This is a genomic window from Nonomuraea sp. NPDC049504 (genome assembly GCF_040676845.1).
Lineage (GTDB): Bacteria > Actinomycetota > Actinomycetes > Streptosporangiales > Streptosporangiaceae > Nonomuraea > Nonomuraea salmonea.
On record NZ_JBFAPT010000034.1, the window covers coordinates 15,484 to 39,801 of the forward strand.

General features: G+C 71.9%; 29 protein-coding genes and 1 pseudogene. 14 read left to right on the forward strand and 16 right to left on the reverse strand.

The features are described 5' to 3' along the window. Nucleotides 1–67: 67 nt before the first annotated feature. The 3 genes from AB0K28_RS43510 to AB0K28_RS43520 all read left to right on the forward strand — a co-directional run bounded on the left by AB0K28_RS43510 (nt 68) and on the right by AB0K28_RS43520 (nt 3,580). Nucleotides 68–1,285: a serine hydrolase domain-containing protein gene (locus AB0K28_RS43510; protein WP_364382236.1), complete on the forward strand. Its 1,218-nt coding sequence runs from the start codon at nt 68–70 to the stop codon at nt 1,283–1,285. 292 nt (nt 1,286–1,577) lie between these two features. Further along, on the forward strand, nt 1,578–3,182 hold the full coding sequence (locus AB0K28_RS43515; RefSeq protein ID WP_364382239.1) for an FAD-dependent monooxygenase: 1,605 nt from the start codon (nt 1,578–1,580) through the stop codon (nt 3,180–3,182). Then, nucleotides 3,179–3,580: a VOC family protein gene (locus AB0K28_RS43520; RefSeq protein ID WP_364382242.1), complete on the forward strand. Its 402-nt coding sequence runs from the start codon at nt 3,179–3,181 to the stop codon at nt 3,578–3,580. Before AB0K28_RS43515 ends, AB0K28_RS43520 begins: the two co-directional genes overlap by 4 nt. 83 nt (nt 3,581–3,663) lie before the next feature. Here AB0K28_RS43520 and AB0K28_RS43525 read toward each other — a convergent pair whose 3' ends face one another. The 6 genes from AB0K28_RS43525 to rpmG all read right to left on the reverse strand — a co-directional run bounded on the left by AB0K28_RS43525 (nt 3,664) and on the right by rpmG (nt 5,022). After that, nucleotides 3,664–3,792, reverse strand: a complete 129-nt coding sequence (locus AB0K28_RS43525; protein ID WP_364382245.1) for a hypothetical protein — start codon at nt 3,790–3,792, stop codon at nt 3,664–3,666. Nucleotides 3,793–3,910: 118 nt separating this feature from the next. Further along, nucleotides 3,911–4,078, reverse strand: coding sequence for a 50S ribosomal protein L32 (gene rpmF / locus AB0K28_RS43530; RefSeq protein ID WP_345408644.1), 168 nt, complete (start codon nt 4,076–4,078; stop codon nt 3,911–3,913). 2 nt (nt 4,079–4,080) lie between these two features. Next, a complete protein-coding gene (rpsN, locus tag AB0K28_RS43535) occupies nt 4,081–4,380 on the reverse strand; it encodes a 30S ribosomal protein S14 (protein ID WP_345408646.1) in 300 nt (99 codons plus the stop codon). After that, nucleotides 4,380–4,616, reverse strand: a complete 237-nt coding sequence (rpmB, locus tag AB0K28_RS43540) for a 50S ribosomal protein L28 (protein WP_364382433.1) — start codon at nt 4,614–4,616, stop codon at nt 4,380–4,382. Before rpmB ends, rpsN begins: the two co-directional genes overlap by 1 nt. Further along, the gene (locus AB0K28_RS43545) at nt 4,616–4,861 is read right to left on the reverse strand and encodes a type B 50S ribosomal protein L31 (RefSeq protein WP_364382248.1); all 246 of its coding nucleotides are present in this window, start codon (nt 4,859–4,861) and stop codon (nt 4,616–4,618) included. The genes rpmB and AB0K28_RS43545 overlap by 1 nt, the downstream gene beginning before the upstream one ends. Further along, nucleotides 4,858–5,022: a 50S ribosomal protein L33 gene (gene rpmG, locus AB0K28_RS43550; RefSeq protein WP_364382251.1), complete on the reverse strand. Its 165-nt coding sequence runs from the start codon at nt 5,020–5,022 to the stop codon at nt 4,858–4,860. Before rpmG ends, AB0K28_RS43545 begins: the two co-directional genes overlap by 4 nt. A 150-nt stretch (nt 5,023–5,172) precedes the next feature. Here rpmG and AB0K28_RS43555 point away from each other — a divergent pair. The 6 genes and pseudogenes from AB0K28_RS43555 to AB0K28_RS43580 form a co-directional block, all read left to right on the forward strand. Further along, nucleotides 5,173–5,277 (forward strand): annotated as a pseudogene (locus AB0K28_RS43555) (30S ribosomal protein S18); the annotation flags it as partial. A gap of 16 nt (nt 5,278–5,293) precedes the next feature. Then, nucleotides 5,294–6,313 (forward strand): GTP-binding protein, encoded by a 1,020-nt coding sequence (locus AB0K28_RS43560; RefSeq protein ID WP_364382254.1) that lies wholly within the window; start codon nt 5,294–5,296, stop codon nt 6,311–6,313. After that, nucleotides 6,310–7,047: a class I SAM-dependent methyltransferase gene (locus AB0K28_RS43565; RefSeq protein ID WP_364382257.1), complete on the forward strand. Its 738-nt coding sequence runs from the start codon at nt 6,310–6,312 to the stop codon at nt 7,045–7,047. Before AB0K28_RS43560 ends, AB0K28_RS43565 begins: the two co-directional genes overlap by 4 nt. 237 nt (nt 7,048–7,284) lie before the next feature. Beyond that, nucleotides 7,285–8,304, forward strand: a complete 1,020-nt coding sequence (locus AB0K28_RS43570) for an iron ABC transporter permease (RefSeq protein WP_364382260.1) — start codon at nt 7,285–7,287, stop codon at nt 8,302–8,304. Then, complete coding sequence (locus AB0K28_RS43575) at nt 8,301–9,119, forward strand: ABC transporter ATP-binding protein (protein WP_345408656.1); 819 nt, start codon at nt 8,301–8,303, stop codon at nt 9,117–9,119. Before AB0K28_RS43570 ends, AB0K28_RS43575 begins: the two co-directional genes overlap by 4 nt. Before the next feature lie 50 nt (nt 9,120–9,169). Next, nucleotides 9,170–10,126 carry an ABC transporter substrate-binding protein gene (locus tag AB0K28_RS43580; RefSeq protein WP_364382264.1) on the forward strand — a complete coding sequence of 319 codons (957 nt, stop codon included), beginning with the start codon at nt 9,170–9,172 and terminating at the stop codon, nt 10,124–10,126. Nucleotides 10,127–10,161: 35 nt separating this feature from the next. Here the strand turns inward: AB0K28_RS43580 and AB0K28_RS43585 are convergent, their stop codons facing one another. Next, nucleotides 10,162–10,413, reverse strand: coding sequence for a hypothetical protein (locus tag AB0K28_RS43585; RefSeq protein WP_345408662.1), 252 nt, complete (start codon nt 10,411–10,413; stop codon nt 10,162–10,164). A gap of 179 nt (nt 10,414–10,592) precedes the next feature. Between AB0K28_RS43585 and AB0K28_RS43590 the strand changes: the two genes are divergently transcribed. From AB0K28_RS43590 to AB0K28_RS43600, 3 genes are read left to right on the forward strand one after another with little or no spacing between them, the layout of a single operon-like run. Continuing rightward, nucleotides 10,593–11,483, forward strand: a complete 891-nt coding sequence (locus tag AB0K28_RS43590; protein ID WP_345408664.1) for an N-acyl homoserine lactonase family protein — start codon at nt 10,593–10,595, stop codon at nt 11,481–11,483. After that, nucleotides 11,470–11,943: a MarR family winged helix-turn-helix transcriptional regulator gene (locus AB0K28_RS43595; protein WP_345408666.1), complete on the forward strand. Its 474-nt coding sequence runs from the start codon at nt 11,470–11,472 to the stop codon at nt 11,941–11,943. Before AB0K28_RS43590 ends, AB0K28_RS43595 begins: the two co-directional genes overlap by 14 nt. Further along, complete coding sequence (locus tag AB0K28_RS43600; RefSeq protein ID WP_345408668.1) at nt 11,940–12,359, forward strand: SRPBCC family protein; 420 nt, start codon at nt 11,940–11,942, stop codon at nt 12,357–12,359. The genes AB0K28_RS43595 and AB0K28_RS43600 overlap by 4 nt, the downstream gene beginning before the upstream one ends. A 63-nt stretch (nt 12,360–12,422) precedes the next feature. Here the strand turns inward: AB0K28_RS43600 and AB0K28_RS43605 are convergent, their stop codons facing one another. From AB0K28_RS43605 to AB0K28_RS43640, 8 genes are all read right to left on the reverse strand, one after another. Beyond that, complete coding sequence (locus AB0K28_RS43605; RefSeq protein ID WP_364382436.1) at nt 12,423–13,652, reverse strand: MFS transporter; 1,230 nt, start codon at nt 13,650–13,652, stop codon at nt 12,423–12,425. A gap of 84 nt (nt 13,653–13,736) precedes the next feature. Further along, nucleotides 13,737–14,732, reverse strand: a complete 996-nt coding sequence (locus tag AB0K28_RS43610; protein ID WP_364382269.1) for an ABC transporter substrate-binding protein — start codon at nt 14,730–14,732, stop codon at nt 13,737–13,739. Then, nucleotides 14,729–15,526: an ABC transporter ATP-binding protein gene (locus AB0K28_RS43615; RefSeq protein WP_364382272.1), complete on the reverse strand. Its 798-nt coding sequence runs from the start codon at nt 15,524–15,526 to the stop codon at nt 14,729–14,731. The genes AB0K28_RS43610 and AB0K28_RS43615 overlap by 4 nt, the downstream gene beginning before the upstream one ends. Further along, on the reverse strand, nt 15,526–16,548 hold the full coding sequence (locus tag AB0K28_RS43620) for an iron ABC transporter permease (RefSeq protein WP_345408670.1): 1,023 nt from the start codon (nt 16,546–16,548) through the stop codon (nt 15,526–15,528). The genes AB0K28_RS43615 and AB0K28_RS43620 overlap by 1 nt, the downstream gene beginning before the upstream one ends. Before the next feature lie 564 nt (nt 16,549–17,112). After that, nucleotides 17,113–18,771, reverse strand: coding sequence for an ABC transporter ATP-binding protein (locus AB0K28_RS43625; RefSeq protein WP_364382275.1), 1,659 nt, complete (start codon nt 18,769–18,771; stop codon nt 17,113–17,115). Further along, nucleotides 18,768–19,922 carry an ABC transporter ATP-binding protein gene (locus AB0K28_RS43630; protein ID WP_364382278.1) on the reverse strand — a complete coding sequence of 385 codons (1,155 nt, stop codon included), beginning with the start codon at nt 19,920–19,922 and terminating at the stop codon, nt 18,768–18,770. The genes AB0K28_RS43625 and AB0K28_RS43630 overlap by 4 nt, the downstream gene beginning before the upstream one ends. Nucleotides 19,923–20,142: 220 nt before the next feature. After that, the gene (locus tag AB0K28_RS43635) at nt 20,143–20,370 is read right to left on the reverse strand and encodes a hypothetical protein (protein WP_364382281.1); all 228 of its coding nucleotides are present in this window, start codon (nt 20,368–20,370) and stop codon (nt 20,143–20,145) included. Between the two features lie 217 nt (nt 20,371–20,587). Continuing rightward, the gene (locus tag AB0K28_RS43640; RefSeq protein WP_364382284.1) at nt 20,588–21,151 is read right to left on the reverse strand and encodes a TetR/AcrR family transcriptional regulator; all 564 of its coding nucleotides are present in this window, start codon (nt 21,149–21,151) and stop codon (nt 20,588–20,590) included. Nucleotides 21,152–21,244: 93 nt separating this feature from the next. Between AB0K28_RS43640 and AB0K28_RS43645 the strand changes: the two genes are divergently transcribed. Beyond that, nucleotides 21,245–21,685 carry a DoxX family protein gene (locus tag AB0K28_RS43645; RefSeq protein ID WP_345408682.1) on the forward strand — a complete coding sequence of 147 codons (441 nt, stop codon included), beginning with the start codon at nt 21,245–21,247 and terminating at the stop codon, nt 21,683–21,685. 27 nt (nt 21,686–21,712) lie between these two features. Next, the gene (locus AB0K28_RS43650) at nt 21,713–22,585 is read left to right on the forward strand and encodes a VOC family protein (RefSeq protein ID WP_364382287.1); all 873 of its coding nucleotides are present in this window, start codon (nt 21,713–21,715) and stop codon (nt 22,583–22,585) included. A 140-nt stretch (nt 22,586–22,725) separates the two neighbouring features. On the opposite strand, the gene AB0K28_RS43655 is transcribed toward AB0K28_RS43650, so the two are convergent. Further along, nucleotides 22,726–24,156, reverse strand: coding sequence for a M20/M25/M40 family metallo-hydrolase (locus AB0K28_RS43655; protein ID WP_364382290.1), 1,431 nt, complete (start codon nt 24,154–24,156; stop codon nt 22,726–22,728). Nucleotides 24,157–24,318: the final 162 nt, after the last annotated feature.

A 24,318-nucleotide genomic window follows, 5' to 3' on the forward strand; every position in this document is an offset into this window, starting at 1 on the left:
CGAACGTACGAACGCCGGATCGCAACCGCACCGGCGGACCAACCATGACGACAAGGAGACGACACTTATGGCGAACGGCTTCTCCGAGCAGGGGCTGCTCAGGCTGAGGGACGTGCTGGCGCGGCACGTCGAGTCCGGGCGGATTCCCGGCCTGGTGGCTCTGGTCGGCCGCGGCGGCCGGACCCACGTCGAGGCGCTGGGCACCATGCAGCACGACGGTGGCGCGCCGATGCGGCGTGACACGATCTTCCGGATGGCCTCCACCTCCAAGCCGGTCACGATCGCGGCGGCGATGGTGCTGCTGGACGAGTGCCGGCTGCGACTGGACGACGTGGTCGAACCGTGGCTGCCCGAGCTGGCGGACCGCAAGGTGCTGAGGAGCATCGGCGCCGACCTGGACGACACCGTGCCGGCGCGGCGCCCGATCACCGTACGGGACGTGCTCACCTCCACCTTCGGCCTCGGCATGGACATGACGGCGCTGGGCACCCCCATCCTGAACGCGATCTTCGAGCGGGGCCTGACGCCGAACCTGCCGGTCGAGGTCCCCGAGCAGGACGAGTGGATGCGCCGCCTCGGGGAGCTGCCGCTCATGCACCAGCCCGGCGCGCAGTGGCAGTACCAGATCAGCAGCGACCTGGTCGGCGTGCTCGTCTCCCGTGTGAGCGGCCAGACGTTCGGCGACTTCCTGCACGAGCGCGTCTTCGAGCCGCTCGGCATGCGCGACACCGCCTTCCACGTGCCCGCCGGCCGGCTGGACCGGCTGCCCACCCTGTACGCACCCGACCCCGCCACGGGCGAGTTCCTCGCCTGGGACGAGCCCGAGCACGGCCGCTGGAGCAGCCCCCCGGCCTTCCAGGGCGGCGGAGGCGGCCTGGTCTCCACCGCCGACGACTACCACGCCTACTTCCGCATGCTGCTCAACGGCGGCGTCCACGAGGGCCGGCGCATCCTGTCGCGGCCCGCCGTCGAGCTGATGACCACCAACCGGCTCACCCCCGAGCAGAACGCCGCCCGCACCGCCCTGGCCCGCGACAACGTGCACATCTCCTTCGGCCAGGGCCAGCAGGGCGGCTGGGGCATGGGCATGGCGGTGCGCACCTACCGCGGCGACTACGCGCCGGTCGGCCAGTTCGGCTGGGACGGCGGCAGCGGCACCTCCGCCTACGCCGACCCCGCCAACGACCTGACCGGCATCCTGCTCTGCCAGCTCGGCTACACGGTGCCCAGCCCGGCCCATCTGATGAGCGACTTCTGGACCACCCTCTACCAGGCCATCGACTGACGCAAGCCGCTCGACACCTGCTGAGCAGAGGGGATCGCGTCGTGGCCACGGCCCACGACGCGAGGCCACCGGCGGACCTGGACACGCCACCCCGGCACCTGGCGTCCCGCTCCACCCGCCTCCGCGGCGGATCGCCGGCAGCCGGTCCTGGCGTGGTCCACCAGATGGACCAGGCCAGGACCGAGGAGCACCACGCCTGAGAGCATCTCGGTCGCCCGGCTCCCGGCCGGCGGCTCTGTCCCGGTTCGCGCACGTCACCGGCGCGACGAACGACACGATCGAAAGGTGATCGATGACGAACCACCTCGGGCCCACCCGGCCCGCGGAAGACCTGCGAGAAGAGCGGCCGGCGGGGAACGCCGACGTGATCATCGTGGGGGCCGGCCCGACCGGACTCATGCTGGCCGCCGAACTGCACCTGGCCGGAGTGCGGCCCCTGGTGCTGGAACGGCAGCCGCGCCCCCGCGACACCCCCAAGGCCGGCGGCCTGGGCGGCCAGATCCTGGAACTCCTGCGTCACCGAGGCTTGCTGGAACGTCTCGAAGCGGCCTGCACCGGCCCCGCGCCGGCTCCCCGGTTCCCGTTCGGCGGGGTGCACCTGGACTTCACCCACCTGCCGGATCCCCCGATGCACGCCCTGCCGCTGCCGCAGCAGCTGCTGGAGCGGCTGCTCGGCGACCGTGCCGGCGAACTCGGCGTCGACCTCCGGCGCGGCCACGAGGTGATCGGGGTGCGCCAGGACGGCGACGCGGTCGTCGTGGACGTGCTCGGCCCGGACGGCCCGTACCGGACGCGCACGCGGTACCTCGTGGGATGTGACGGCGCGCGCAGCCGCATCCGCGACTGGGCCGGCATCCCGTTCCCCGGCACCACCTATCCGGAGGTCAACCGGCTGGCCCAGGTCACCCTGCCCGGCACGGTCACCGTGCTCGGCAACGGCGATCTCGACGTCCCCGGCTTCGGCACCATCCGCGCCGGATTCACCCGCACCGGCCAGGGCCTGCTCGGCGTCGGTTCCGCGCCCGGCACCCAGTCCGTCTCCCTCTACACCATCGAGGACGAGACCACCGAATACGACGACGACGTCCCGATGACGCTCACCGAACTGCAGGACAGCATCCACCGCGTGCTCGGCGCCCACCTGCCCCTGGCCGGATCGACCCGGCTGTCGCGCTTCACCTTCAAGGCGTACCAGGCCGAACGTTACCGCGAGGGGCGGATCCTGCTGGCCGGTGACGCGGCGCACCTGTTCCCGGCCACCGGAGTGGCGCTCAACGCCGGCATGCTGGACGCGGTCAACCTGGCCTGGAAGCTGGCCGCCGACCTCCACGGCAACGCCCCGGCCGGCTTGCTGGACACCTACCACGCCGAACGCCACCTGGCCGGCGCCCGCACCCTGCTGCACACCCGAGCGCAGGTGGCCCTGCGGCGCGGGCACGACGCGGCCGCCGAAGCGCTGCGCGAGGTCTTCACCGAACTGCTCGCCGACGAGCAGCCGCTGCGCCGCATCGGGGCCCTCGTCGCCGGCACCGACATCCGCTACCCGATGCCCGGCACCGGGCATCATCCGCTGGCTGGCGCCTTCGCCCCCGACCTCACCCTGCACAGCGGCCAGGGCATCACCAGCGTCGCCGAACTCATGCACCCCGCCCGGCCCGTCCTGCTCGACCTGGCCGACCGCCCAGAGCTCCTCCGGACCGCCCGCGACTGGCGGCATCTCCTCGACGTCCACACCGCCAAGACCGACGACCCACCGGCCGACACCCTGCTGATCCGCCCGGACGGTCACGTCGCCTGGGCCGCGGGCCTCGGCGAGAGCGCCGGCAGCGCCACGCTCTCGCTGCGTGCGGCACTCTCCGCATGGTTCGGTAAGCCTTCGACCATCGGAGAGACGTGACAAGCAGGCTCACCGAGCTGACCATCGACTGCCAGGACCCGGAGAGGCTGGCGGCCTTCTGGTGCGAGGTCCTGGGCTTCGAAGTGATCGACCGGAGCGAGGGCAAGGTCGAGATCGGGTCCTGGGTGCCGGCCGTCGAGGAGGTCCGGGCCCGCCAGATGCCACCCACCCTGCAGTTCATCCGGGTGCCGGCGGGCAAGACCGTGAAGAACCGGCTCCACCTCGACGTCAGCCCGATCGACGGCAGCACCGACGACGAGGTGACCAGGCTGCTCGGCCTCGGCGCCGTCAGGACGGACGTGGGCCAAGGCCCGGACCGGAGCTGGGTGGTCATGGCCGACCCCGAGGGCAACGAGTTCTGCGTCCTGCGCACCCTGGCGGTGACGCACCACAGCTAGCATCACGCCTTACGCTACGTACCAGCAGCTCCAGGTGATCCCGTTCGGGTCGCCTTCCAGGGCCGGCTCCGGCACTCGTGTGGTCAGCCGCTGCGCAGCAGGCCTCCCTCACCGGCCGGCGGCAGCCCCTCGCTACAGGCCCGATCGAGGAGCACCGAGATCAGCCGTTCGTCCGCCATCGGGCGGTCCGGCTCGACACGCGGTTCGTTCATGGACAGCGACCCCACGGCGGTTTCGGACATCAGGCTCGGTGACGGCCACCGGGCATCCTGCCGTGCCACCGCGCCCGGCTTACTGACGCACGGCGGACGGCCCGGTGGCCGGGTCATCTCACTGGACGGTGATCAGGCCCCGCTGGTAGGCGCGGACGAGGCGCCGGGGCACGAGGAGCTCCCGCCCGTTCACGGTGATCGGGACGAGGTCGGGCGCAGTGGCCTTCCACTGGCTGCGGCGGTGCCGGGTGTTGCTGCGCGAGGTCTTGCGCTTGGGGACGGCCATGGTCACCAGCTCGCCTTCGTGATGCCGGGCAGCTCGCCGCGGTGGGCCATCTCGCGGAACCGCACCCGGGAGAGCCCGAACTTGGTCAGGTGCCCGCGAGGGCGGCCGTCGACGGAGTCGCGGTTGCGCACGCGGGTGGCGCTGGCGTCGCGTGGCTGCCGGGACAGCTCGCGTACGGCGTCCGCCCGCTCCTGCGGCGTGCCGGTGCGGATGACCTCCTTCAGCCGCGCGCGCCGTTCGGCGTAACGCAGGACGACGGCCTTGCGCCGCTCATTGGCGGCGATCTTGCTCTTCTTCGCCATCAGACCTTCTCTCCCCTGGCGCGGATCCGCGCGACGGCCGCCTCGACACCGATCTTGTCGATGGTCTTGATCGCGCGGGCGCTGACGGTGAGCCGGACGTAGCGGTCCTCGCTGGGCAGCCAGTAGCGGCGCTGCTGGATGTTGGGGTTCCAGCGGCGCCGGGTGCGGCGGTGGGAGTGGGAGACGTTGTTGCCGAACACCGGCTTGACGCCGGTGAGCTGGCAGTGCGCGGACATCATGCCTTCCCGTAGCGCTGGTTGAACCGCTCGACGCGCCCGGCGGTGTCGAGGACGCGGCTGCGGCCGGTGTAGAACGGGTGACTCGCCGACGACACGTCGACGTCCACCACCGGGTACGTGTTGCCGTCGGTCCACTCGATCGTCTTGTCGCTGCTGATCGTGGAGCGGGTGAGGAACGCGAAGTCCGCGCCGGGGTCGCGGAAGACGACCGGCCGGTACTCCGGGTGGATGCCCTTCTTCATCGTTCCTCCCGGAAGAGGACGTGCCGACGGATGGTCGGGTCGTACTTGCGCAAGGTGAGCCTGTCGGGGGTGTTCCTGCGGCTCTTCCTCGTCACGTACGTGTAGCCGGTGCCGGCCGTGGATCGGAGTTTGATCACCGGCCGCACCTCATTTCTAGCCAAAACGGTTCCTTCCCATGGGCGAACTCATGCCATGATAACGACAACGATTTTCATTATTGCACCTGGAGGCTTCATGCCGGCCCTCATGATCCTCGTCGCGGGCATGCACGCCACGGCGCGTACCGCCACGATCGAGCGGCTGCGCCCGGCCGAGCCACCGGCGTCACCGCCCAGCAGCAGCCACTGATCGCCAAGGCCGTCAAGAACGCGCGCGAGGTGGTCCTCCCCCCCTACGCCTCGCGCACCGGCACCTGAACTTGTTGGAGGCACTGTGCCCATTCCCGTCGCCCTCGTCGGGGGCCTGTACGGCTGCGCCCGGACCGAGGCGGTCGATCGCCTGCTGCGCCGCCACCCAGGAGCCATCACCATCGGTCACGGCATCACCGCGGGCCAGGCCGAGCGGGTGGCCCGCGACTCCCCCGGCGCGCCGCTGCTGATCATCGACCTCGGGGACTCGGTCGAGCCGCGCCCGGCGGCCGAAGCCGTGGCCCGTGCCGGCCATCTCCGCCTGTCCTGCGTGCACACGGCGCTGGACGCCGGGCACCTGCCCGTGGACATCTGCCGGGGCGACCGCCTGGCCGACACCTGCCGGACCGCGACGGCCGGCGATCAGCGGCACCTGGCCGAGGTGCTGGCCCGCCAGATCGAGTACGCCACCAGCCTGTCGCTGCACGGTGGCGACGCCGAGGACGCCGAGCTGTCGGCCGCCGTGCTCGGCCACCTGGCCCCGCACACGCCGATCGTCACCGTCCCCGACCCCACGGGCCCCACACTGGACGTCCGCGAACTCGCCGAACGCGTCGATCCGGCCACCGCCCAGTTCCCCGCGGACGGGCGGGCCGGCGAGGTCACCACGGTCGTCTGGCACCGGCTGCGCCCGCTCCACCCCGGCCGCCTGTTCGACGTCATGGACGAGCTCGTCACCACCACGGTCCGCTCTCGCGGCCGGTTCTGGCTGGCCAACCGGCACGAACGCATGCTGGCGTGGGACGCCGTGGCGGGAGTGGTCTCCGTGCGGGACGCCGGCCCATGGCTGGCGGCACTGCCCGAGGCCGCCTGGGAGCTGGTCTCCCCGGCCCGCCGGGCCGCCGCCGCCCTGGACTGGAACCCGATCATCGGCGACCGCGTCCAGCACCTGGTCTTCACCGGCCCTGACGTCGACCGCGACCGCATCTGCGGCCTGCTCGACTCCTGCCTCACCGATCACGGGGACCTGCTGCCGGGCGCCGCGGCGTGGGCCCGTTACGACGACCCCTTCGCCCCCGTACTGAACCTGGAGGAGAGCACGTGAAGCCTCATGTGAGCGACGAGTACGAGCGTTCCGCGGAGTTCGTGGACGTCATGCTCGCCGCGCCCTGGACGGTGCTGGCCCCCACGCTGGCCGAGGCGCTGCGCGGAGCCCCCGGGCCCGTCGTGGACGTGGGCGCCGGAGGCGGCCACGGCACCCGCGTGATCGCGCGGACACTGCCGGCGGCGGAGATCCATGCCGTGGAGCCGTCGCCAGGGCTGCGCGCGGTCCTGCTCGCCAGGGTCAACGACGACCCCGGCCTGCGCGACCGCGTGACCGTGCTGCCGGGCGGCCTGCTCCAGGCCACGCTCCCGCCCCGCCTGGGCACGCTGGTCGCCATGAACGTCATCGGCCACTTCGACCCCGGCGGCCGCCGTACGATCTGGCGGCTGCTGGCCGAACGCCTGCTGCCCGGCGGCCGGGCCGTGCTCAACCTCCAGCCTCCGGCCGAACCCGTCGCCGTGCCGCAGACCCGGTTCTCCGAGCTGCGCATCGGGCGGCGACGGTACGAGGGCTGGGGCCGCGCAGAACCCTCCGGGCCCGACCAGATCACCTGGCACATGACTTACCGCGCCTTCCAGGACGGGGAACCGGCCGAGGAGGTGGAGGTCGAGTACGCCTGGTGGCTCCTCGGCCCGGACCGGCTCAAGGCCGAACTCGCCGGGCACGGCCTGCATGCCACGCCCACCGGCCCGACCGAGCGGGGATTGTGGTGCATCACGGGATCACCCGGGTGAGGCGTGGCACGAGACGGCAACCCTGTGGACCTCGCGCTCTCGCCTCGATCGCCAAGCTGAGACCCCGACTCTCCTGATCCCGGAGGGCGTCGGCGAAATTGATAATGATAGTCATTCTCGATAGCATGCCGCGTCGTGTACTTAGGTCCCTCTCAGCGCTCCTCCCCCTCTGACGATCAGACAAAGCGGCCTGGTCGCGCACGGCGTCGCCTGGCACGACGCACAGGGCTGCTCTGCGTGGCGCTTGCGGTCACGGTATGGGTTCTGATCGTGCTGTCCGGTGCGGTGGGATCGGTGCCGGTGAGCCTGGCGGAGGCGGCTCAGATCGTGATCGGGCATCTGGTTCCGGGGATGTCGTGGATGTCGGACGGGACGTTGACGCCGTTGCAGGATCAGGCGGTGTGGCAGTTCCGGCTGCCGCGAACGCTGCTGGCGGCGCTGGCCGGTGCCGGGTTGGCGCTGGCGGGCGCATTGATGCAGGTCACAGTCCGCAATCCGCTCGCCGAACCCTACATTTTGGGCGTGTCCTCAGGGGCGAGCGTCGGGGCGGTGCTCGTGATCGTGTTCGGCTCGGCCGCCTTGGGCGGGTTGTCGTTGAACGTGGCCGCGTTCGCGGGCGCCTTGGCGGCCTGTGCCGGCGTCGGGGCGTTGGCGCGGAAGGATGGAGCGTTGTCGCCGATGCGGATGATTCTGGCCGGTGTCGCGTTGGGAACCCTGCTGAGCGCGGTGACGAGCTATCTGACGATCTCCACGGACGCGCAGAACGTCGTCAGCGTGCTGTTCTTCCTGCTGGGGAGCGTGTCGGCGGCGTCGATGCCGAGCCTGGTCGGCCCGGCCGTCGCGCTCGCGGTGGCCGGGGTGATCGCGGCGCTGCTGGCGCGGTCGCTGAACGCGCTGTTGACCGGGGACGAGTCGGCGCTCTCGCTGGGGGTGAACGCCTCCCGGTTGCGCGGGCTGCTGCTGGTGGTGGCGTCGCTGCTGACCGGCACCGTGGTCTCGGTCGCCGGCGGGATCGGGTTCGTCGGGCTGGTCATCCCGCACATCGCGCGGATCGCGGTGGGTGCGGACCATCGGCGGATGCTGCCGGTGACGGTGCTGGGCGGGGCTGTGTTCCTGATGATCGCAGACCTGCTGGCGCGTACGGTCGCGGCGCCGACGGAGATCCCGTTGGGCATCCTCACCGCATTCGTCGGTGCTCCGTTCTTCCTGTGGCTGATGCGGCGGAACGGGGCCGAGCGTGCGGGGTTCGGCCGATGAGGGTGGAGTTCGACGACGTCACCGTCGCCCTCGGTGGCCGGGACGTGGTGCGGCGGGCGTCGCTGAGCGTTGAATCGGGCACGGTGGTGGGCCTGGTAGGGCCGAACGGCAGCGGGAAGTCCTCGCTGCTGCGTACGCTCTACCGTGCGCTGAAGCCTCGGCAGGGCACGGTGCGTCTCGACGGGCAGGACGTGCAGCGCCTGAGCGGCAGGCAGTCGGCGCGAGCGGTGGCGGTCATGCTCCAGGACCCGGCGACCGACTTCGACCTCAGCGTCCAGGAGACGGTGCTGCTCGGCCGCGCCCCGCACCACGCCTCCTTCGGCCGGGACACCCCCGGCGATATGCGCATCGTGGACGAGGCGATGCGCCGCGCCGAGATCACCGACCTCGGCGACCGCATGGTCGCCACCCTCTCCGGAGGTCAGCGGCAGCGTGTCATGCTCGCCCGCGCTCTCGCGCAGGAGAGCCCAGTGCTGGTGCTGGACGAACCGAGCAACCATCTCGACATCAGCCACCAGCACGAGTTGATGATCACGGTGCGCAGTCTGGGACGCACCGTGATCGCCGCTCTCCATGACCTGAACCTCGCGACCCAGTACTGCGACCGTGTCGTCGTGCTCGCCGCTGGTCGCATCGTCGCCGCCGGGCCGCCGGCGCAGGTGTTCAGCCCTGAGCTGATCCGCACCACCTTCGGCGTGGACGTCCGCGTCCTCGGCGACCCCGATGAACCTGTCTTCGCCTTCCGCCGCCTCGATGCGAGCGGCGACCCCATCGACGTGGCCTCCACCCGAACAGAAAGCAGCACACCCACATGACGCGCCCCTCTCGCCCTCCCGCACGTTCCGCCGTCATCGCGAGCGCAGCCGTGGCGTTGCTTCTCACCGGCTGCGGCACCTCCGTGGCCCCGGCTTCCCCGGGAGCCGGCGCGGCCGCCGCGGTGACGCTGGAGAACTGCGGCCGCAAGGCCGTCGTCAGCGACGCTCCGAAGGCGGCCGTCGGCATGCACCCGGCGCAGACAGAGCTGCTGCTGCGTCTGGGCCTGGCCGGCCGCATCGCCGGGCAGGCGCAGGCCAAGGCGCAGGCACTGCCGGAGGACGTGGCGCCGCTTGCCGCGAACATTCCGGTGATCGGCGGGGTCACCCCGCCCAGCCGTGAGGACCTGCTGGCCGTCAAGCCGGACTTCGTCTACTCGCCCACCACCTACGAGTTCACCGCCGAGCAGGGCTTCGCCAGCATCGAGCAGCTCGAGCAGGCCGGAGTCTCCGTCTACGTCGCCAACGGCGGGTGCAAGGACCGGCGCATGACCGGCGAGGTCACGGATCTGTTCACCGATCTGGAGAACATCGGGAAGATCTTCGGCGTGGACGACGCCGCCGCCGGCCTCATCGCGAAGAGCCGGGCCGAGCTCGACAAGGTCGCCAAGGCGCTCGCCGGCGTGAAAAGGCTGCGCGTCGCGCAGGTGTACGTCGACGGCACTACCCTGCAGGCCATCGGCGCCGGCGTCGAGTACGACATCCTTCGCCTGGCGGGGGCGGACAACGTCTACACTCCCGAGCAGCCGGCGTTCGCGAAGTTCTTCGCCGCGACGATCACGCCCGAGTCCCTCGCGGCCGAGCGGCCCGACGCGCTGGTGTTCTCGGTGTACGACGACAAGCACGAGGCCGCGACCCGCAAGTACCTCACCACAACCTTCCCGGACATGCCGGCGGTGCTCGATGACCGGCTGATCGCGGTCTCCAGCGCCGACGTGTTCCCCGGAACGCTGGGCAACGTCTCGATCGTGCGGCAGATCGCGGAGCGGCTCTACCCCGACGCGTTCTGAGCCGTGATCCGCGCACCGGCCCGGAACGCACGGCGTCATGCTCCGGCGCGCGGGCGCAGGGTCCAGCCCTCGCCTGCGTGCCACGCGCGGACGAAGCCGGCGGACAACCCGACCCGGGCGGCGAGGTCGTCGTGCGTTCCGGTGAGATATCTCGCCTTCAAGGGGTTCAGCGCGATCAAGTAGCCGCGGTGCCCGTCGCGGCCGTGCCGGCAGCGGTAATTGTGCAGCACCAGGATCTCGCCCTCGTCCAGGGCGGACCTGGGCAGCGCCGGTTCCACCTCCCGCACGGCCTCGTGGAACCGGCCGATCTGGTCCTGGATGCGGTCGGCGTCACATCAGGTCTCTGGGGCGATCAGCGAACCGAGCAGCCCCTGGGCCGGGCCTGCGCTCACCGGACCTGGCGGTCCTGGCGATTGAATGTCGTGTAATCTAATGACACGACATTCAATCTGGCAGGGAGCGCGTGATGACCTTCTCAACGGACCCGATCAAGACCATCTCGGTGATCAGCACCGGCTCGGTGGCCATCCGTCCCGAGCACGTGGGGCCGACATGGAAGAACACCTACGTGTGGCTCTTCACCTCCACGCGGTGGACCGCCGCACGGCCGATCAACGTGTACGTGATCGAACACCGCGATGGTGTGGTCCTCTTCGACACCGGGCAGGACCGCGCGTCGGTCACCGACCCGGCCTACTTCCCCGGAGGGCTCAACGGGCTGGTCTACTCACGCCTGGCGAAGTTCGAGATCGGCCCGGCCGAGACGCTCGCCGCGGGCCTGTCCGAGCTGGGCTACCGCGTCCAGGACGTGAACACGGCGGTGATCTCCCACCTCCACCAGGACCACATCGGCGGGCTTCCGCTGCTCGGGCACGCCGACATCGTGGTCAGCCGTGACGAATGGAACTCGCTGAGCGCGCCCCTCCCGGAGATGCGCGGTTTGATGCGCTCGCACATCGAGCTTCCCGGGCTGAACTGGAAGCGGGTCGTCCCCGAGCCGCTGGCCGATCCGACGCTGGCGCCCTTCACCGACGGCCACGATCTGTTCGGCGACGGAAGCCTGGTGCTCCTGCCCACCGCCGGCCACACCCCCGGATCGCTGTCGATGCTGGTCCGGCGGCCCGGCCATGCGCCGCTGCTGATGGTCGGCGACCTCACCTACGACGCCGACCTGCTGTTCGCCGGCGAACTGCCGGGCGTGGGAGACAAGAAGCAGATGCGCGACGCCGTGGCCAAGGTCAACGCCTTGCGCCAGAAGATGCCGGACCTGGCCGTCCTGGCGGCTCATGACCCGGCGGCGGCCGACCGCCTGGCCGCCGCGCTCGCGACCGGGGCCGTGGCACATGCGGCCGGCTGAAGAACTGCGCTACCTCATCCTGGCGATCCAGCGTGAAGGCAACCGCCTCCTCGCGACCGACCTGCGGCCGCTCGGCGTGACCCCCTCCCAGGCCGAGGTCATCCGCGTGCTGGCCGATCACCAGCCGCTGACGCTGCTCGGCTTGGGACAACTGCTCGTCTGCGAGACCGGCGGCAGCCCCAGCCGCCTGGTGGACCGGCTCGTCCTCGCGGGGCTCATCGGCCGCGAGACCGACCCGGCCGATCGGCGGCAGGTCACCCTCGTCCTCACCGAGGAGGGGGAACGCCTCGCCGCCGAGATCGCAGGCGTCGAACAGCGGCTGTACCAGACGATCGACGAACTCATCGAAGGCGCGCCCGTCCAGGAGACCCTCGCGTTGCTCCGCACCTTCGCCGACGCGTTCCCCGCCGGACAGGCCGTGGCGCGCCGCGCCACCACGAACCGGAAGGCGACCCCATGAACACCGTAGAAGAGGCCGTCCTGACCGTCGACGCCTCGCCTGAGCGGGTGCGCGGCCTCCTGCTGGACCCGCTCGCACTGCCCGGATGGAATCCCGCGTTCCACAGCATCGACGGGCCGCCGGAGGCCGCCGTCGGCCATGAGTACCGGATCACCGTCCGGCCTGGGCTGCCGGGTCATTTCGTCTACAAGGACATCCGGCCGGACCTGATCGTCACCGCATGGCAGGTCCCCGGGTTCTCCGAGGAGGGCAACTGGCTCCTGCGCCGGCACGGCGCGCAGACGATCGTCCGGCACGACTTCACGCACACGGGTCCTCTCGCGGCCCTGCTGAGCCGGGCCTATCGCGGAGTCGCCGGACTACGGCTGGAGCGACTCGCGCGGACGGTCGCCGCGAAAGCGGCGCCGATGGGGTAGGTCGCCTCCTGGACGCGCCGCAGGCGGGAAGGCCGCCCCGGCGCCGGATACCGAAAGGCATCTTCAGCACCTCTTCGGTCGGGAGAAGCCGCGGCTGCTGGGGACCAGGGCCGCGGCGGCCGGGGCGAGGAAGCACACCAGCGCGCATCCGGCCAGGACCGGCTGCCAGCCGAAGGCGTCGATGGCCGGGGCGAGGAAGGCGAGACCGACGGGGGCCAGACCGTAGGAGACGAGGAAGTCGAGTGAGGAGACCCGGGCCAGCAGGCGCGGCTCGACCTCGCGCTGCGTGGCGGTGAACCAGGGCACGTTGAACACCTCGATGCCCAGCCCGGCCAGCGCGTACGCGGCGAATACCACCGCCGGGTGCACCGGGAGCAGCAGGCTGAGCGGCGCGAAGCCGTACAGGGCCAGGCCGGCGAGCGCGGCCCGGCCCTGGGCACGCGGAGTCCAGCGGGCCACGAGCAGCGCGCCGGCGAGGGCGCCGAGGGTGTAGGCGGTGAGCGCCGCCGCCAGGACCGCCTCCGTGCCGTAGCGGTCGCGGCTGACCAGCGGGAGCGCCACGCCGGTGGCCGAGTAACCGGTGAAGATGACGGCGGCCAGCGCGCCAAGCCCGGCGAGGAACCACGGGTGCCGGCGCGCCTCGCGCACGCCTTCGCCGAACTCCGCGAAGAACCGCACGCCGTCCGCCTCGCGGGCCGGGGCGGGCAGGCCCCTGGGCGGCAGCACGGCGGCGGCCAGCCACAGCAGCCCGGTGCCGATCAGCAGCCACCAGGTGTTCAGGACGGCGGCCAGCAACGCCGTGCCCGCCGGCGCGACGAGGGTGGTGACGCGCACGGCCAGGGTCATGGCGGCGTTGGCCTGCCGCCGGCGGCCGGCGTCCACGACCTCGGCCGTGAGCGCCTGGAACGCGGGCCGACACGCCCCCTGGCCCGCGCCGACGACCGCCGCCGCCACGGCCATGAGCGGGATCGACCATCCGAGCCCGAGCGCGATGAACGGAGTGGCGAGCGCGGCGGCCAGTCCGGCCCACCACACGACGGCGCGGCGCGAGTACCGATCGGCCAGGACCCCGCTGATCGGCGCCGCGGCGAGGAAGCCGACGGTCCGGGTGGCCAGCACGATCCCGAGACCGGCGGCGGTGAGCTCGCGCTCCAGCACGGCGAGCCCCAGCACGAACGGCAGCGCCCAGGTCGCCAGCCCCGAGGCGGTGGTGCCGCACCACAGCCGAAGAAACCGCCTCTCGCGCAGGATGGACCGTGCCGCGGACGGCGACGTCTCCGAGCCGGTGGTCATCGGTGCGCTCACAAGTGGATGCCTCCGAGGGGACGGGGGACGAACGAGACTCGTGATCTACAACATGCTCCGGTACTCATCCGGTCACGTCTGGAGCTCGCTCAGGTATTTCGCGAACCCTTCCAGGCCGTCGATGTTGCGCGGCCCGCTGATGCCCTCGTTGTAGTCCAGGACGTAGAAGCGATCGTTGACCACGGCGGGCAGCTTGCTGGTGGTGGGGAACTCCTTCAAGAACTTGATCTTCTCCGTGGCGGGCTTGTCCCCGTAGTCCAGGATGACGATGACTTCCGGCTTGGCCTCGACCACGGCCTCCCAGGTGACCTCGCCCCACCGCGCGTCCAGGTCGCCGAAGATGTTGCGGCCGCCGGCGAAGCGGATGATGTCGGTGGGCGGCACCTGGCTGCCCGCGGTGAACGGCTTGTCCGTGCCCGAGTCGTACAGGAAGACAGGGGTCGGGTCACCCTTGGGCGCCTGCGCTTGGACCGCTTCGACGCGCTTGCGGTAGCCGGCGATCAGTTCCTGGGCCCTGGCCTCGACGCCGAAGATCTTGCCGAGGCGTTCGAGGTCGGTGTAGAGGGCCTCGAACGGCGCCACCCGCTCGGGGTGGCCGGGATAGTTAAAGCACGACTCGGTGTGCATGAAGCTCTGGATGTTCAGCCCGTCGAGGATCGCGGGGGTGATGCCGCGCTGGTCGCTGAAGCCGGAGCGCCAGCCGGCGACCACGAAGTCGGCTTTGGCGTCCACGACGAGCTCCCGGTTGAGCAGGTCGTCGCTGAGGAACTTCACCTTGGCGTACTCGGCCGCCCAGGGCGACTCGGTGACCGGCGGGTTGGCGGGTGGCATCACGTAGCCGTGCACGTGCTGGGTCAGGCCGAGCGCGAACAGCTTGTCGGCGCTGCCGCCCTCGTAGACGACGGCCCGGCGGGGCGTGGTGTACTGGACGTCCTCGCCGCACCTCTTGACCGTCACCGTGCGCGCGGCGGTCGCGCCGCCCTCCACCTGCGCGCCGCATCCGGCGAGCAGGAGCGCGCCGGCCAGGAGCACGGCGGTCAGGAGCACGGCGGGGGTGCGTCTGTTCACTTCGGGTTTCCTTTCATGGTCGTGGCCGTGCCCAGGTCGTAGAGCACCTGGGGGACCCCGGTGAGCGGATGGGGGACGACGCTCGCCTCGACGCCGAACGCCTCGCGCAGGAGCTCCTCGGTGAGCACCTCGGCGGGCGGGCCGCACGCGACGAGGACGCCGTGGGAGAGCACGGCGAGCCGGTCGCAGGCGGAGGCGGCCAGGTTGAGGTCGTGCAGGGTGACCAGCACGCTCAGCGCGGCGCCCCTGAGCATCGACAGCAGCCGGATCTGGTGGTGCAGGTCGAGATGGTTGGTCGGCTCGTCGAGCACGATCAGCCGGGGTTCCTGGACGAGCGCCCGGGCGACCAGGACGCGCTGGCGTTCCCCGCCGGACAACGACAGCACGCCACGGCCGGCCAGGTGCAGCACCTCCATCCGCGCCATCGCCTGGCGGCACAGCTCACGTTCGCGGGCGCTGAGCGCCTGGTTGCCGCGCAGGTGAGGGGCACGGCCGAGGGCGACGACCTCCTCGACCGTGAAGTCCAGGTCCGCCCGCCCCTCCTGGGTGAGGGCGGCGATGACCCGGGCGCTGTCGCGCAGCGGCAGCTGCGACAGGTCCCTGCCGTCGATCAGGACCGCGCCGCCGCTGGGCCGCAGCGCGCGGTACACGCAGCGCAGCGCCGTCGTCTTGCCCGAGCCGTTGGGCCCGACCAGCCCCACCACCTCCCCGTCGCCGACGGCGAGCGCCAGCTCCTTGACGATGGGGACGCCGTCGATGGACACCGAGAGATCGTCCAGCAGCAGGCGGGTCATCAGCGGCCTCCGAACAGGTAGCCTCGGCGGCGCAGCAGGACGACGAAGACCGGCACGCCGACCAGCGCGGTGATCACGCCCAATGGCAGCTCGCGTGGCGCCACCAGGGTCCTGGCCACCAGGTCGGCCCAGACCATGAAGATCGCCCCGACCAGCGGCGCGATGGTGAGCACGCGTACGTGTGCCGCGCCGACCCACAGCCGCACCAGGTGCGGCATGACCAGCCCGACGAAGCCGATCGCGCCGCTGACCGCGACCATCGCGCCCGTGGCCAGCGAGGTCAGCACGAACAGGCCCTTGCGGAGCCTGACGGTGTCCACGCCCAGGCTCACGGAGGTCTCGTCGCCCAGGGCGAGCACGTCCAGGCTCCGCCCGGAGCGGCGCAGCACCACGACCGTGACCACGGTGACGACCGCCACGACCGGGAGCGCTCCCCAGGTCGCCGCGCCGAAGCCGCCCATCGACCAGAACAGCACCGTGCTGGTCGACTCGCCATCCGGGACGAAGTACACGATCAGGCTCATCACGGCCTGGAAGCCGAACGCCATCGCCACCCCGGTGAGCACCAGCCGCAACGGCGACAGCCCACCGGTGCCGCGCGAGGCCAGGTAGACCAGGGCGGAGACGAGCAGCGCGCCGAGGAACGCGCCGGCCGACACCGCGTAGATCCCCAGGGCGGTGAGCGCGCCGCTGGCGCTGACCAGAACCGCTCCGGCCGACGCCCCGGACGACACGCCGAGCACGAACGGGTCGGCCAGTGCGTTGCGCACCATCGCCTGGATGGCCACGCCGACCACGCTGAGTCCGGCGCCCACCAGCACCGCCAGCAGCACGCGCGGGGTCCGTACCTGCCAGATGATCTGGTACGCGGTGACCTCCTCGGCCGTGATCGAGCCGCCGGTCACCGCCGCCCACAGGTAGCGCAGCGTCTCCCCCGGCGGCACGGCCGCGGCGCCGAGACCTATCGCCAGCAGCATCGACACCGCGAGGACACCGGCCAGCGGAACGACGATCAGCGGCATGGCCGGCCCCGCTCTACCGGTGGGTGGATCTTCAGCTCCCGGGACCGCCGGCGACGATGCCACGCCGGAGTCCGAGGAACCTGACTCGCGCAACGATCTCAAGGACACTCCCGAAAATGAGAATCATTTCCGGCAGACCGTATCACCACGCCGGGCTTCCGCCACTATCGGGCGTAAGCGGTGAGACAGCCGCGCTGGTCTGCTGCCGCGTACCTGAGTGCGGGCGGGAGGGTGATGGCGCGGCCGAGTACGGCGGACCGGCCGCTCCCGGACGGTGGCCGGCCGCCGGAGTCCCGGGCGCGAGGGGGCTCGGCCGGGTTCCGTGGGCGTTCATGGTCCTGGTGGCCCTGCTGGTGGCCCTGCTGGTGGCCCTGCTGATGGCGGGGCGCTTCCTGCTCGCCCCCCACCTGACGCATCCGGCGGTGCGGACCTGGGCGACCCAGCGGCTTCCGCGGCATGCTCACCGGCCTGGCGGAACCCGCCGTCGAGCAAGGCGGTGTCGGTCAGCGGTGTGATCGGCCCGTGCGTGAACCATGCCGTCGGCCGGCGTGATCACCGGCTGCCTCACGGGCGGTGGGCGAACAGGTGGGACAGCCGCTCGCCGAGCTCGTCGTAGGAGCCTTCGGCGGCGACGCGTCCCTCTTCCAGCAGCACGATGTGGTCGGCCTGGCGGATGGTGGACAGGCGGTGGGCGATGACGAGCGTGGCATGTCCCGCGGCGGCTTGCCGGAGCGCCTCGGTGAGGCGGGCCTCGTTGTCGGGGTCGAGGTTGGCCACCGCCTCGTCCAGGACGAGCACCGGCGCGCTCGTGGCGAGCGCCCGGGCGACGGCCACCCTGGCGCGCTGGCCGCCGGACAGGGTGGCGCCCCGCTCGCCGACCGGCAGCTCCGGATCGAGGGTGAGCTGGGCGGTGCGCAGGGCGGCCGCCGCGTCGGCGCCGGGGGCACCGAGCCGCACGTTCTCCTCGATCGTGCCGGCGAACAGGCGCACGTCCTGCGGCACGACCGTGACGTGCCGGTGCAGATCGGCGATCCGCGGCAGCGGCACGCCGCCGACCAGGATGCGCCCGCCGTCCGGGTCCCAGTAGCGCAGCAGGAGCGACACGCAGGTGGACTTGCCCGCCCCCGACGCCCCGACCAGGGCGACCGTCTGGCCGTACGGGATGCGGAAGGACACGCCGCGCAGCACGTCGGGCCCATCGGGTGTGTACCGGAAGCGCACGTCCTCGAAGACCACGTCCGGCCGTTCTGCCACCTGGAGGGGCTCGCGCGGCGGCGGCACGTTGGCGGGCGCGGTGACCAGGGTGTGCACGCGGCCGGCCACCGCGCGCAACGCGCCGTACTCCTTGAGCAGCAGCGCCACCTGCGCCGCGGGGCCGAGCGCGCCGGCGGCCAGCACCATGGCCACCGGCGCGGCGGCCGGGTTCGGGATCACTGTCGCGACCAGGAGCAGCGTCCCGGCCGCCGCGACGGCGAGGAGCAGGTCGGTGAGGGCGGCCTCCAGCCCGCCGCGCGCCGCGTCGGCCGCCTGGGCGCGGGCCAGCCGGCGGGTCCTGCGCGCCAGCAGGTCTCTGCGGCGTTCGAGCGCCCTGAAGGCGGTGAGCTCGGGCATGCCCTGGACGGTGTCGATGACGTCGGAGGTCAGCTCAGCGGTGGCGGCCCTCAGTTCGTCGCCCTGCCTGCGCGAAGTGTTACGGAACCACAGCGGCACGGCCACCACGAATGCGGCCAGCGGCAGCGACACCGTCAGCAGCAGCGGATCGATCGTCGCCGCGGCCACGCTGCCCGCGACGAGCACAGTGCCGGCCGTGATGAGCTGCGCCAGCGTGTGGGCGAACAGCCACTCCAGGGTCTCGATGTCCGACAGCGCGACCGCCGACAGGTCGCCGCTGCGGCGGCCGAGCAGGCGGGCCGGGGCGATCCTGGCGATCGCGTCGTACACCTGGCCTCTGAGCCTGGCCAGCACCAGGTAGGCCAGGTCGTGCGCGACGTAGGTCTCCCACCAGGCGGCCAGGGTGGCGACGGCGACCAGCCCGCCGAGCACGGCGCCGGCCAGGTCGAGCGGGGCGCTCTGCCCGCTGATGGCGCGGCCGACGAGCCAGGCGCCGGTCACGGTCGCGCCGAGCGCGGCGAGTTGCCCGAGCAGGTTGGAGACGAGGGTGGAGATGAAGGCGCGGCGGTGCGCGCCGACGGCGCCCGCGACCCAGCGGATGGACGGGTTCATGCCACGGTCTCCAGAGGGGTGCCGTTCTCCAGGGTCACCACGTGGTCGGCCTGGCGGATGGTGTCGGGCCGGTGGGCGATCATCAGGCAGGTACGTCCGCGCCGCACCTCGGACAGGGCCTGCTCGGTGCGCGCGTCCACGTGCGAGGTGGCCTCGTTGAGCACCAGGACGGGGGCGTCAGCCAGCAGTGCCCGCGCGATGGCCAGCCGCTGGCGCTGCCCGCCCGACAGCGTCGCCCCGCGCTCTCCCAGGGGCGTGTCGTACCCGCCGGGCAGCTCGGCGATGAAGTCGTGGGCGGCGGCCAGCCGGGCGGCGGCCATCAGGTCCTCGTCGGTGGCGTCCGGCCGGGCCAGGCGCAGGTTCTCGGCCACCGTGCCGTGGAAGAGGTAGGTGTCCTGCGCCACCACGGCGACATCGCCGCGCAGCGCGTCGAGCGTGAGGTCGCGCACGTCGATCCCGCCGATGGTGATCCTCCCCTGGTCGGGGTCGTGGTGGCGGTGCAGGAGGGCGGCGAGCGTGCTCTTGCCCGCGCCGGACGGGCCGGTCAGGGCGACGGTGCGGCCCGGCTCGACGGTGAAGGAGACGTCGCGGACGGCGGGCCGCGGGGCGCCCGGGTAGGTGAAGGTGACATGCTCGAACGTGACGGCGGGCGCGTCGGGGAAGTCGCGTCGCGTGCCCCGGTCCTCGACGGCCGGGGACGCCGCCAGCAGGGCCTCGATGCCGTCGACGGCCGTGATTCCGAGATATCCGGCGTGCCAGGCGTCGGAGAGGCCCTTCACCGGGCGGAAGCACTCCACGGCGATCACCAGGACCACGAACACTTCCCACGCGCTGCCCACGGTCGCGGCCGCGAGGATGGCCGCGGCGGCGCCCGCCTGGACGAAGAACGTGCTGATCCCGGTCTCCACCAGCGAGATCCTGAGCTGGCGCATCGTCGTCAGGTAGAGGCCGTGAGCTCGCCCGGCCAGCCGCGCGCCCAGCGTGCCGTCGGCACCGAACGCGCGCAGCGTCGCCATGCCCTGCGTCGCCTCCAGGTAGTCGGAGGCGAGCGCGGCGAACGCGGCCCACCGGCCGCGTCCCCTCCGCAGCAGGGTCGCGTCCCAGAACCGGGGATTGACCTCCTCCACCTCGTGAACGAGGGGGATTCCCACGGTCGCCCGTGAGGCTTCCTGCTTCACCGCCGGTCGCCCGCCCGAGAAAGGACCTCTCGTTGAGGTCTTACACCAGCTCCACAGGCGTTTCACCACTCCGCCGGCCCGGCGGCGAGGATGTTTCCGATCGTTCGTCCGGTGGCTTGGTCATCGCCACCGCCGAACACACTACCGAACCCTGCGGTGCCGCACGGCGTTTTGACGCCGGTTCGCCTGACGGCTAACCGGCTGCCCCTGTCCTGCTCCGCAGGGGTCCGATTCCTCCCGCCTGAAGGCGGGAGTTTCCTCGGAGGTATCTGATGACCAGGACCCTGGCCACGGCCACGGCCAGGATCGCCGCGGCCGGCGGGTTGACCATGAACAGCCAGCCGACCAGTGCCACCGGCACGCAGCAGGTGACGACGACCTGCGGCAGGTAGCGGCTGAAGTACGGGTCGAGTCCCTCCACGCCCTCGACCACCCGGCCTGACGGACGCGCGGTTCGCCGATCGTCGTCGCCCCCTCAGGAGCGGGCACGACCTCCCTGTCACGAGCCGGACTCCTGCCCGCCCTCCACCGGGGAATGCTGCCCGCACCTGACTCCCGCACCCGGCTCCCGCTCTTGGCCGACCGCCGTGCTCACGCCGTGCTCACGCCGTGCTCACGCCGGCCGAGCGCCCGATCGCTCATCGCAGGGCGCCGAGGACGAGGCGGATCATCGAGCGGGCCAGCGCCTCCGGGTCTTCGTAAGCGCTCTCGGGCAGCGCGCCGCTGAGCCACAGGCTGGTGAAGCCGTGCGCCAGCGACCAGGCGGCGATCGTGGTCATCCGGTCGTGCTCGGGACCAGGCGACAGGGCGCGGGCGCTGGTGATGAGCACGTTCGCGGCGCGTTCGTGCGCGGCCTGGACGGCCGGATCGTCGGCGCGGTAGAGCTCGGGCCGGAACATCACCTCGAAGTAGGGCCGATGGTCGATGGCGAAGCGGACGTAGGCGACGCCGACCTCCCACACGTCATCGGCCGCGCGCTCGAGCGCGTCGCCGAACAGCGCGAAACCCTCGACGGCCACGGCGGTCAGCAGGCCTTGCTTGTCGCCGAAGTGGTGGGCGGGCGCGGCGTGGGAGACGCCCGCGCGGCGGGCCAGCTCACGCAGGCTCCAGCCCGCCGGGCCCGACTCGCCGATGGCCTGCAGCGCGGCGTCGATGATGACGCGTTTCAGGTTGCCGTGGTGGTACTGATGGATCTCTCTCACCTCCGGGTCCGGTGCGGCGACCTCACCTTATCTTGACATTGACAAGATGCGCATCCTCCTCCAATCTTGCCAACGACAAGATTGGAGGACGGGATGGTTCCGTTCATCGCCCTCACCGGGGGCTTCGTCGTTCTGCGTCTCATCGGCCTGGCCGGTGTCGACATCCTGGACGCCTGGCAGCCGGCCCTGCGCGGCGCGCTCGCCCTGATGTTCGTCTTCACCGGCGTGCCGCACTTCCTGCCCTCATGGCGGCGCGACTTCGTCGCCATGATCCCGCCGGCGATCCCGCACAAGGAGCTCATGGTCACGCTCACCGGCGTGCTGGAGCTGGCCGGCGCCGCCGGGCTGCTGTACCCGCCGCTCGCGCCCTACGCCGCGATCGGGCTGGCCCTGCTCATGCTCGCCATGTTCCCTGCCAACGTCTCGGCCGCCCGCCGCGGTCTCACCCTGGCAGGCAAGCCGGTGACGCCCCTGCCCACCCGTACGGCCCTGCAAGTGCTGTTCATCGCCGCCGCCGTCGCAGCGGCCGCCTGACCCACCGAACTCTTGAGGACGATCCACATGACCGCCGACATCGACTCCATCGACCACACGGTGCTCATCACCACCGACCTCGCCGCGGCCGCCGCCCGCTTCGAGGCTCTCGGCTTCACGCTCAGCCCCGTCTCACCTCACCACCTGGCCGAACGACCCGGCGGCCCGCTCGTGCCCACCTGCACCGCCAACCGGTGCGCCTACTTCGGGCAGTCGTTCATCGAACTGCTCGGCATCGTCGACCCCGCCGCCCCTGACCCCTGGGGCGTTCACCAGTTGCGCCGGACCTACCGCGGCCTGCTGATGACGCTCGGCTCACGCGACATCCAGACCACCGCCGACCGGCTGCACGCCGCCCGCCTGGCCTCCACCGGCATCCGCGCGCTGGAACGCGAGGTCGCCACCCCCGAGGGCGCCCGCACGGTACGCGCCGACAGCGTCCGCATCGACGCGGGACACACCCCTGAAGGAGCGCTCCAGGCCACCCAGCACCACACCCCGCAGTACGTCCATCAGCCCCGCTACCTCGACCACCCCAACGGCGCCGTCGGCCTGCACGGCGTGCTGGTGGTCGTGCCCGACGACGAAATCGACGAGCACGAGGAGCGCTACGCCCGCCTCCTGGACGCCGACGTGTGGATCGACGGCCCCAAACACGTGCTCATGCTGCGACACGGCCGAGTGGAGATCATTGCGCAGTCCGCGCTCGGCGACGTCCTCCCTGGCCACACGGCGCCTGCCCTGCCCCTGCTGGCCGCCCACACCGTCGCCGTACGCGACCTGACCGCCGCACGCGACCTCATCGAGCACAACATGATCGACACCCGCACCACCCCCGACGGCTTCTACGTCACCGCCGAGGACGCCTGCGGCGTACCACTCGCCTTCACCCAGAACTGACGATCCTCTCGCGTGCGGTGCGAGCGGCGTCGGCGCCGGGGGGCTGACGCGGTCACCAGGATGGCCGCCGCCAACCGTGTACTGAACATCGACGCGGATCACGCCAGGCCCCGGGTGGCCGGGGTCTTCGTCACAGGGGTTCAGGCCGGGTCGGCGGCGCGGGCGTGGGCGTCGAGAAGGTGGGCGACGGCTTCCGTCACCTGGACGGCGAACGGGATGTTCAGCCATTCGTCCGGTACGTGCGCGTTCGAGTCCGCACCCAGTGCCCCCGTGACGACGAACTGCGCCCGCGGGTACCGCCGGCCGAGCATCTCCATGAACGGGATCCCGCCGCCGATGCCCAGGTTCTGGCACGGCTTGCCGAACACGCCATCGCCGACCTGCCGCAACGCCGACGCCAGCCAGGGGGTCGTCTCAGGGGCGTGCCAGCCGTTCATCACCATGTACTCGCCGACCTCGACCTGCGCCCCGTACGGCACGTCGGTCGTGAGGATCCGCTCCAGCGCGGCCCGCGCCGCCTCGGCGTCGGCCGAAGGCGGCAGGCGGAAGCTCAGCCGCAGGGACGTCCGGTCGCGCAGCACGGCGCCCGCCACCGCCGGGTCGGGCAGGCCGGCGGCGCCGGTGATGGACAGCGTCGGCCGCCAGGTGTTGTTCAGGACGAGCTCGACCTCGTCGTCGGAGACGCGACGCATGCCAGGCAGCACCGGAAGCCGGGGCACGGCGACGTCCGGATGCCGGGCGACGAGCTCCGCCGCCTCCGCGCGCCGCTCCTCCGGGATGGGCACCACCATCTCGGGCACCTTGACCTCGCCGGTCTCCGGGTCCTCCAGCCGGTCGAGCAGCAGGCGCATGACGCGGAACGAGCTCGGCACGATGCCGCTCCCGAGCCCGGAGTGCACGCTCGCCTCCAGGACGCGCACCGTCACGGTCGCCTGCACCGCGCCGCGCAGGCTGGACGTCAGCCACAACCGCTCATAGTCACCGCCGCCGCCGTCCAGGCAGACCACCAGCGACACCTCGCCGAGCCGGTCGGCCAGATGCTCCAGGTAAGCGGGCAGGTCCGGGCTGCCGGACTCCTCCCCCGTCTCCAGCACCATGACGGCCCTGGCGTGCTCGCCGCCCGCCTCGTGCACGGCCTCCAGCGCGGTCGTGGCCGCATAGCCCGAGTAGCCGTCGTCGGCGGCACCCCGGCCGTAGAGCCGGTCGTCGCGGATCACCGCCTGCCACGGACCCAAGCCCTCCGACCAGTCACCGAGCGGCGGCTGCTTGTCGAGGTGCCCGTACAGCAGCACGGTCCCGGCCGCCGTCGCGCCCGGCGTCGCGGGCACGTCCACGAGCAGCAGCGGGGCGCGTCCGTCCAGCTGCACGACCTCGCAGCGCGCGCCGGGCAGGCCCCGCGCCGCCACCCAATCCCGTACGTGCTCGACGGCGGCACGCAGCTGCCCGTTCTCCTGCCAGGCGGCGTCGTAGGCGGGTGACACGGCGGGGATCTCGACCAGCCCGGAGAGACTGGGCAGCACGTCCGTCGTCCAGGCCTTGCCGATCGATTCGCGAAGTTTCTCAGAGTCCATCCCGCCATACTGTCGCAAGCCCCACACCACTCACGCACCTCGGGCCCTGGAGAAAGGACGCAGGTGCGCCCGGCTCTGGCCGTCGTCAGGCCGGAAGACCGACGAACCACCACGATCCAGCCCTGCACTCGGCGCGGGCTGAGCAAGACTGATCCCTTGACG